Origin of the sequence: Psychrilyobacter sp., from assembly GCF_049671765.1 — a bacterium.
In the GTDB taxonomy this organism is placed as follows: Bacteria; Fusobacteriota; Fusobacteriia; order Fusobacteriales; family Fusobacteriaceae; genus Psychrilyobacter.
This window is the reverse complement of sequence record NZ_JBATVM010000205.1, coordinates 1-7,594: the sequence shown is the minus strand read 5'-3', so window position 1 is coordinate 7,594 and position 7,594 is coordinate 1. Positions and strand designations below refer to the sequence as shown.

Genomic DNA, 7,594 nt, shown 5'->3' with positions numbered 1-7,594 from the left:
CGCACTACCAGGAAAATATGGACCACCTCATGGAGTTTTAATATTAGTATTGGTTGATAGTAAACCTGCAGGGTGTATTGCATTGCGTAAAATTTCAGGAGATATATGTGAGATGAAAAGATTATATGTGCGTGATAATTATAGAGGACTAGGAATAGGGAAAAAACTTGTAGCTGTGTTAATTGAAGAAGCTAAAAAATTAAAATACAATTATATTAGACTCGACACTATTCCATCATTGAAAGCAGCTCAAAGATTATATGCAGCATTTGGGTTTTATGAAATTGAAGCTTATACGCATAATCCAATTGAAGGAGCAAAGTTTTTGGAGATGGAGTTGTAGCGTATGAGACTTGTAGAAAATAGTAAAGTAGAAAAAGACAGTTGGGTACTGTCTTTTTTTTTACAAAAAAATGGGAATAGCACGGATGATTATAAATATTAAATTAAAAATGTTGTAAAAAAGTTAAAAGAAAGTTAATATATTTATAATTAACTTGTTAAGTATCAAGGGAATTTCAGAAGGATACTAGGCTAATATGGAGTCACAGCGTGAATAATAATTTGTTTGAATTTGTATCAAAAGAACTAGTATAAGATGCATTTTTATGTTGGTGCTTTAACTTTAAAAAATTGATGATAGAACTTAGTCCCCTAGAAGAGAGCGAATTGAAATTAAATTTTAAAAACAGAAAGAGGAGATCGTTATTTATGGATAGTAAAGAATTGATTGGAAAATTAAATTTGCTTTATAAAGATTTTAATACAAATAAAAAACAATATAGAATTCTTATAGATGGTAAATGGGGTATCGGGAAAAGTTTTACTATCAATGAATTATTTAAAAATAAAAGAAATAATCAATATTTTATATCCTTATTTGGACTAAAATCACTAGAGAGTTTAGAGAAATTAATCATAAAAAAAGTCTTATTTCCAACATTTGAGAAATTAAATAAAAATAATACTATTAAAACAATAGGAAATTTATTAGGACAAATTACAGAAAAAAGTCCAATTAGAAGTCCGAGTATAAAAAATTTAATAGACGTACTGAGTGTTGAAGATTTAGAGTTTTCTAAAAACTCAATAATTTGTATAGATGACTTAGAAAGAGTTAACGATAATATTGATTTTAAAGAATTGCTAGGTTTATTCGAGAGGATTAGTAAAAAAACCAATTTAATAATGATTTGTAATCTTGAAAAATTAAAACCTGAAAAGGAAGAAGACCCCTCTAAAAATAAATATAAAATTTTTCAAGAATATCAAGAAAAAGTTTTAGATAGTAAGTTTAAAATAACGGAAATTTCAGAAGAAACTTTGGATGGTTTTTTTAAAAATAAAAAATGGGATGGAAAAGAAATAAAGATTTTAAAAGAATTATTTAATCAGTATGGCGAGTATAATTTAAGAATTTTAGAAAAAATAAAAACGTTCTATAGAGAAATTATTCTTTTTTATAAACCAAAATCTTTTTCTATAGACCATAAAAAATTAATATTGGAAAGTATTTTTTATGTTATTTTAGAAGATTGCACTGGAAATTTAACAGAAGAATATAGAAAAAATTCTAAAAACTTTAATAAAATTATGTCTGAAAATCCTCAAGAAAAAATAAATAGAAATAGAAATGCTTATTTTGAAGTCATACCATCGAATATTCGAGAATTAGTAGAATGTATAGATGGATTTTATATTTCTAAAAATGTTATAAAAGAAAAAATAGAAGTAGCGTTAAAACATATTAATAGTTCAGAAAAGAACTTTAAAACAATTGAAAGATGTAAATGTGTATTTTTAGAAACTAAAGATACTATAAAAAACTTACATGTAGAAATAGAAACGATTATCAACAGTGAAGCAAAATTTGAATTACAGGATTTACTTTATCTATATGCATGTTTATTGGAAATGAAAGAACATTATAATTTTAAAATATCACATGAAATAGATGAAAAAATAACAAAAAGGATGATCGAGTTAACAGCTAATGATAATGGAAAATTATCATTAAGAATGTTTAATCATACAACATCTTTTGATGGTAAAATTTCAAAAAAAATAGATGAAATGATCGAAAAAGCATATGCAAATTATCTAAATAATTTAATAGCAGAAGTAGATGAAGTAATAGATTCTTTAAATGAAGAATTATTAAAAAAAATAATAATAAAAGATATAAAAATTCCTATCACTCCGAAAATAATAGAATTTTTTAAAAAATTTATATCTGAAAAAATAGAATTAAAAGCTTATTACCTAGCACTAACCTTATACAATATTTTAGATGATGATGGGAAAAAAAACATAAACAAAATATTAGAAAATCCTGATAGAAATGATTATTTTATAAAAAAAAGAATTGAATATTTTCTGAGTAGTAAATGAAATATTAGAATGGTCAGTTGATTTAAAATTAAAAATTAAAAAAAGGAGGGGTTTTATGACTGGTATTACCGAAATAGGGAAAGGGGTTTTAGAGCATAAAGAAGAATTAATGATGGGGATTAAAGCTATGAATGGTTTATTTCAAACTATGAATAAAAACAAAGCAAACCTTGGTGATATTGAAAAAAAAGAAATAGATAAATTAAAGTTAAAAATTAAAAATTATTTAGGCAAGCTATACGCTGAATTTTGTTATACAGTACCTCTTGCTTTAGATGGTAGAATAATGCTTAAAGACATTTATGAACCTTTAACATTAATCACTAGGGATAATTATATTGATGATAAAAGTAAAAATATAAAAATTGAAAAATTTGACTTTTCTATTTTTAATGGCTCGAATCGTTTATTGATAGAAGATAGTGCTGGTATGGGTAAAACTACATTAGCAAAATTTTTATTTTTAAGCTATCTTGAACAAGAACACCATAATGATTATAGTTGTATACCTTTATTTATTGAATTAAGGAATATCAAAAAGGGAGAAACAATTAAAAATCTTATTAGAAAATCATTTTTTAAATATTCTGAAAAAATAGAAGAAGAGTTAATAGATCTACTTCTAAGTCAAAAATTAATTTTCTTTTTAGATGGTTTTGATGAAATTATTGAAGAAGACCAGGAACATGCTATTAACGAAATAAATAATTTAACAAATTCAGAGGTAGATAATTATTACATTTTATCCTCTAGACCTGAAGATTTAATATCAAATTTTCCAAGTTATCTAAAATATAATATAAAACCATTATTAATGAATGAAGCTATAAGCTTAATAGAGAAATATATGAAAAATAACTTAGAGGATTTTAAAGAATTAAAATTCCAAATAACGACCCATAAAAAAATAGTTGAAGACTTTTTTAAAACACCTTTATTAGCATCTTTACTTTGTAGAGCTTTTTTATATAAAAAAACGATACCAGCAAGTAAATGTGACTATTATACCCAAGTATTTGACGCTCTTTACGAGGCACACGATACTTCTACTAAAAAAGGATTTAATAGAAAAAAAGAACTTGGGAAATTAGATTTTCAAAAGGTATTAGAAGAATTTTCACTTCAAGAATTAGCTAATCTTAAAATTACATTCTCAGAAAGCGAAATGAATGAAAAACTTCAAAGAGTCAAAGATGATTTAAAAATAAAATTTGATAACATTAGTTTACTAGAAAACTTTATTAAACAAGTGCCATTATTTAAGAAAGAAGGCAATAGTTACCTGTGGAGTCATAAATCAATGCAAGAATTTTTTATTGCTTTAAAAATTTCAAAATTAGGAGAGGACAAAGAAAAAATTATAGAAGCATTAATGAATTCTAAATCAAATAAAAAATATATTAATGTTTTAGATTTTATTTTTGATTTAGAGCCTATTATCTTTCAAAAAGTTTTATTAGAAAAATTCATAACAGAAATAAAAACAATTGATTTCCAAATAAAAGGAATAGATGATGTTTTAAAAAGTCATCTAATATTATATCCAACTGCAGTTTTATGGAAACCCAAACGTAATGATGAAATTTTTAATGAGTTATTCACAAAATTTGATAAATGTGAAAGTCATCTAAAAAAATTTTTAAATGAAAATAATTTAAATCCAGATGAGTTGAGAAATAATTGTGTTACTTACCTCCCTGAATGTAAATTTTATACGACATTTTCTCATCACAAGTATTATTCCCTTTTAAAAATTTTAAATGATAGAAACATAGATATATTTAAAAAAATATCGCACAAAAATGTTTTTGAATATGAAAAAATTAATAAGTTAGAATATGACAAAAAAATCTTTTATTCCAAAGATAATATTGAAAGTTTAGAAATGATTAGTAAAATAGTAAGGAGAAATGAGAGAAAAGAATATTTTTTGATTGATTTTGAAAAAATTAACAACTATTATAAAAGTTTACTTCAAAATATAACAAAGAAAAATATTAAAATTAAAGATCTTATTAGTAACTTATAAAAGGTCTATTATTCGAATTTATATACCCCTATTATGTATTTTTTATTTTATACTTAACAAGAAAAAATATTTGTGCTATTCTTAAAATAAGACTAAGTAACTTAATTTTTTATACAAAATGAGGCTGATACAATGAATGGATATACACACAAAACAATAAATACAAGCATTAAATTCTTAAAATAAATAAATATAGCTGAATATTGGAAAATCATTTATATTTCTAAAAAATCTAGAAACAATACTAATGAAAAAGCTATTGCTCAAAAAAATAAAGCAATTGATTGGTATATAATTTTAACACTTCAATTCCTTGCTTATCTTTGGGATCATAAAATTCATAATTTGTTTACTTTAGTGTCTATTTATTATTTATTATTTATTAATAATGAATATTTTTACTTGTTTTTATTACCATATTTGGAATAATAGATGGACTACCTCTTTAGGAATAGATCGAAAAAAAATAATTAATTTAATTATATCTGTTTTATACTCTAGCTATTCTTTTGCTTATTTATATAAATTTTATTATTTAAATGAATTTTCTTGGAATAAAGATTTATCAGTTGATTTACAAGTTTTTATATATGGATTTTTAGGGATATTTGGAGGTGAATTTTTAGGGGTTTCAGTTGAAACAGGTAAAGGTTTACTATTTTTAATTTTTAATTCGCTCATTATTTTTTTATTTGTTGCAATTGTTCTATCTAGTACAAGCAGAAAAGAAACATCAGTTAATAAGTAGAGTTTAATCTAATAATTTTATTGACAAAATTTACATTAAGTAATACAATTGACACGTCAATGATTGATTGGTCAATTATAAAGAAATTTAATAAAAGAATTAAGAAAGGATTTGAAAACATGAAATTAAAAGCATTTAGTAATATGCTACTAAAATTAAAAAATGTTGAACAAAAACTTACAAAAGAATTTGAAAAAAGTACTGGGTTTAGTCTTACAAGATATCAGATTTTAATATATCTTAAAGATAAGGGAGACAGTTCCCAAATGGAAATAGCCAATTATCTTAGAATAGATCCTGCAGCTATAACAAGACATCTTAGAATTTTAGAAGAAAAATCCTATGTTGAAAGGAATAGAAATAAAGAAAATGTGAGAGAAGTAATTGTTTCCCTGACATGTTTTGCAAGGACTGAGCTTACCAAATGTAGAGAAAAACAAAGTGAAAACCAGTGTGAGCTCCCTGTTCCTTTTGAATCAGATGAAATTGAAAAACTTATGGAAATACTCGAAGAAATAGAAAATAAATTATAGTTTTTACTAACTTACCAAAAGGAGTACAATTATGGAAAAGAACTTATCTCAACAATTTAAAGAAGAAATAAAGCTAAAAAATAATGATTTTAAAGACATCGTTTTTAACAGGCGTTCTATTAAAAGCTTTGATAGTAATGTGAAAATAAGTCATGAAGAAATGCATGAAATTATAGAATCAGCAGCAAAAGCTCCATCATCAGTTAACATGCAACCTTGGAGATTTGTAGTAGTTGAATCAAAAGAAGGAAAGGAAAAACTTCGTCCTTTAATTAGATTTAATACAAATCAAAATGATACTTCTTCAGCTATGATTATTATTTTTGGAGATATGAAATGTTATGAAAAAGCAGAAAAAATCTATGGAAAAGCTGTAGAAAAAGATCTTATGCCTGAAAATGTAAAAAAAGAATTAATGAATTTCTTTATGCCTGCTTATGAAAATGCAACAAGGGAAAAAATGAATGACATTGTAAAAATTGATTCAAGTCTTTCAGCAATGCAACTTATGTTAGTTGCAAGATCCCATGGATATGATACAAATGCTATAGGTGGATTTGAAGAAGATAAATTAGCAGAAGCTTTTGAACTTGATCCAGAAAGATATGTTCCAGTTGTAATTATTGCCATTGGAAAAGGAAATAAAACTTCATATGAATCTGTAAGGTTAGATGTAGAAGATATTATATCTTTTAAATAGATATTTCTTTTATGCTGTGCTTTCAGAGGTGAAATCATTACTTGAAATAATTAAACTCAAAATAATTAAAAAATAATATCAAAAACTAAGAGCCAAAAATAATTTTGGCTCTTAGTTTTTAAGTGAAATAGGTAATCTAAAAAGCCCTAATTATTTTGAGCTTTAATACTCGAACAGCAATACCAACAACCTTCAGCGTCGCTATATCCTTTTGATTTTGCATCAACTAGCGCATCCTTATCATCTAAAAAAACATCTAGAATTTTCATATCTACTAAATAGATATGTGGACAAACTGATTTGTGAATAGTATGAGTTGTATCGTCAATAAAATAAGTCATAAAAACTCCCTCCCCAAGGAAAAAAACTTGCCATAATTAATATTAACATATAAAAAAACAAAGTCAAATAAAAAAAGATATTGTGAGAGTTTCAAAAAAAAAGCTTTGTGCGGGGGAGGAGGTAAGAAGTTTTCCTGTTAGAATTTATTTGGGAGAATAACAGACTTAAATAAAATATTTCAATAGTAAATAAAGGCTTATATTTGCCCTGTAGGAGTTTTGATAATTAGGTGGTTTTACATCAAGTTAATGGCATAAAGATTAAAGTAGGAGATATAATTAAGGTGTAGGAGTAAAAAAGAATTAGAGTTTAAAATAGAATCATGAAATAATAAAACTAAATTATTTTTAGGAGAAGATTAAAAAACTTCTTCTTTTTTTATATAAAAAAGGAAATAAACAAGAATAGAGTATATAATTTAGCAAATGAACATATATTTGGTGTTTCGAGGTCTTAAAACCAGTGGATATTTAGTTTTAGGATAATTGGTTAAAAAAAATATGCCTATAATTGATACTGATTTTAAAAAAATACAATTTTTAAAGAGGTGATACTAATGAAAAAAAAAGAGGTTATTTGTTTAAAATGTAAAAAAACATTTATAACTGAAGTGGATTCAAAGGGAGTTCCATATAGTAGGATATGCAGTAAATGTAAGAAGAGTACTCTACGATTTGGGAGAGGTGTAAGTGGAACTGTTTAAAAAAAAAATAGGAGGCAAAATATGATAGAAATAATTTTAATTGTGACAGTTTTAAGTTTTATAATTATATTATTTAGAAAGAGGCAAAATCAAGCAAAATCAAAAATTGTTTTTATAAACATAAAAACTAAAAAATACCATCAAGAAG

Annotated in this window: 8 protein-coding genes; 6 read left to right on the top strand and 2 right to left on the bottom strand. The window is 24.5% G+C overall.

Annotated elements, in window-relative coordinates; genetic code table 11:
- From WBG30_RS10025 to WBG30_RS10015, 3 genes are all read left to right on the top strand, one after another.
- The coding region (locus tag WBG30_RS10025) for a GNAT family N-acetyltransferase (protein ID WP_424504516.1) at window positions 1–343 on the top strand (343 nt) is incomplete at its 5' end.
- Between the two features lie 368 nt (window positions 344–711).
- Window positions 712–2,391: a hypothetical protein gene (locus WBG30_RS10020; RefSeq protein WP_424504515.1), complete on the top strand. Its 1,680-nt coding sequence runs from the start codon at window positions 712–714 to the stop codon at window positions 2,389–2,391.
- A 55-nt stretch (window positions 2,392–2,446) separates the two neighbouring features.
- The gene (locus tag WBG30_RS10015) at window positions 2,447–4,420 is read left to right on the top strand and encodes an NACHT domain-containing protein (RefSeq protein WP_424504514.1); all 1,974 of its coding nucleotides are present in this window, start codon (window positions 2,447–2,449) and stop codon (window positions 4,418–4,420) included.
- 531 nt (window positions 4,421–4,951) lie between these two features.
- Here the strand turns inward: WBG30_RS10015 and WBG30_RS10010 are convergent.
- Entirely contained in the window at window positions 4,952–5,101 is a 150-nt protein-coding gene (locus WBG30_RS10010; RefSeq protein ID WP_424504513.1) for a hypothetical protein, read from the bottom strand.
- A gap of 186 nt (window positions 5,102–5,287) precedes the next feature.
- Here WBG30_RS10010 and WBG30_RS10005 point away from each other — a divergent pair, with 186 nt between their 5' ends.
- Both WBG30_RS10005 and WBG30_RS10000 read left to right on the top strand, forming a co-directional pair.
- Entirely contained in the window at window positions 5,288–5,701 is a 414-nt protein-coding gene (locus tag WBG30_RS10005; RefSeq protein WP_424504512.1) for a MarR family winged helix-turn-helix transcriptional regulator, read from the top strand.
- Window positions 5,702–5,732: 31 nt separating this feature from the next.
- Window positions 5,733–6,401, top strand: a complete 669-nt coding sequence (locus tag WBG30_RS10000; protein ID WP_424504511.1) for a nitroreductase family protein — start codon at window positions 5,733–5,735, stop codon at window positions 6,399–6,401.
- A 146-nt stretch (window positions 6,402–6,547) separates the two neighbouring features.
- On the opposite strand, the gene WBG30_RS09995 is transcribed toward WBG30_RS10000, so the two are convergent.
- Window positions 6,548–6,742 carry a hypothetical protein gene (locus WBG30_RS09995; protein ID WP_424504510.1) on the bottom strand — a complete coding sequence of 65 codons (195 nt, stop codon included), beginning with the start codon at window positions 6,740–6,742 and terminating at the stop codon, window positions 6,548–6,550.
- A 557-nt stretch (window positions 6,743–7,299) separates the two neighbouring features.
- Between WBG30_RS09995 and WBG30_RS09990 the strand changes: the two genes are divergently transcribed.
- Window positions 7,300–7,446 (top strand): hypothetical protein, encoded by a 147-nt coding sequence (locus WBG30_RS09990; protein WP_424504509.1) that lies wholly within the window; start codon window positions 7,300–7,302, stop codon window positions 7,444–7,446.
- Window positions 7,447–7,594 lie beyond the last annotated feature (148 nt).

Excerpts from the sequence above, each read along its gene's own strand:
- WBG30_RS10020 (WP_424504515.1), top strand. The coding sequence starts at position 712 with ATGGATAGTAAAGAATTGATTGGAAAATTAAATTTGCTTTATAAAGAT.
- WBG30_RS10015 (WP_424504514.1), top strand. The coding sequence starts at position 2,447 with ATGACTGGTATTACCGAAATAGGGAAAGGGGTTTTAGAGCATAAAGAA.
- WBG30_RS10010 (WP_424504513.1), bottom strand. The coding sequence starts at position 5,101 with ATGAGCGAATTAAAAATTAAAAATAGTAAACCTTTACCTGTTTCAACT.
- WBG30_RS10005 (WP_424504512.1), top strand. The coding sequence starts at position 5,288 with ATGAAATTAAAAGCATTTAGTAATATGCTACTAAAATTAAAAAATGTT.
- WBG30_RS10000 (WP_424504511.1), top strand. The coding sequence starts at position 5,733 with ATGGAAAAGAACTTATCTCAACAATTTAAAGAAGAAATAAAGCTAAAA.
- WBG30_RS09995 (WP_424504510.1), bottom strand. The coding sequence starts at position 6,742 with ATGACTTATTTTATTGACGATACAACTCATACTATTCACAAATCAGTT.
- WBG30_RS09990 (WP_424504509.1), top strand. The coding sequence starts at position 7,300 with ATGAAAAAAAAAGAGGTTATTTGTTTAAAATGTAAAAAAACATTTATA.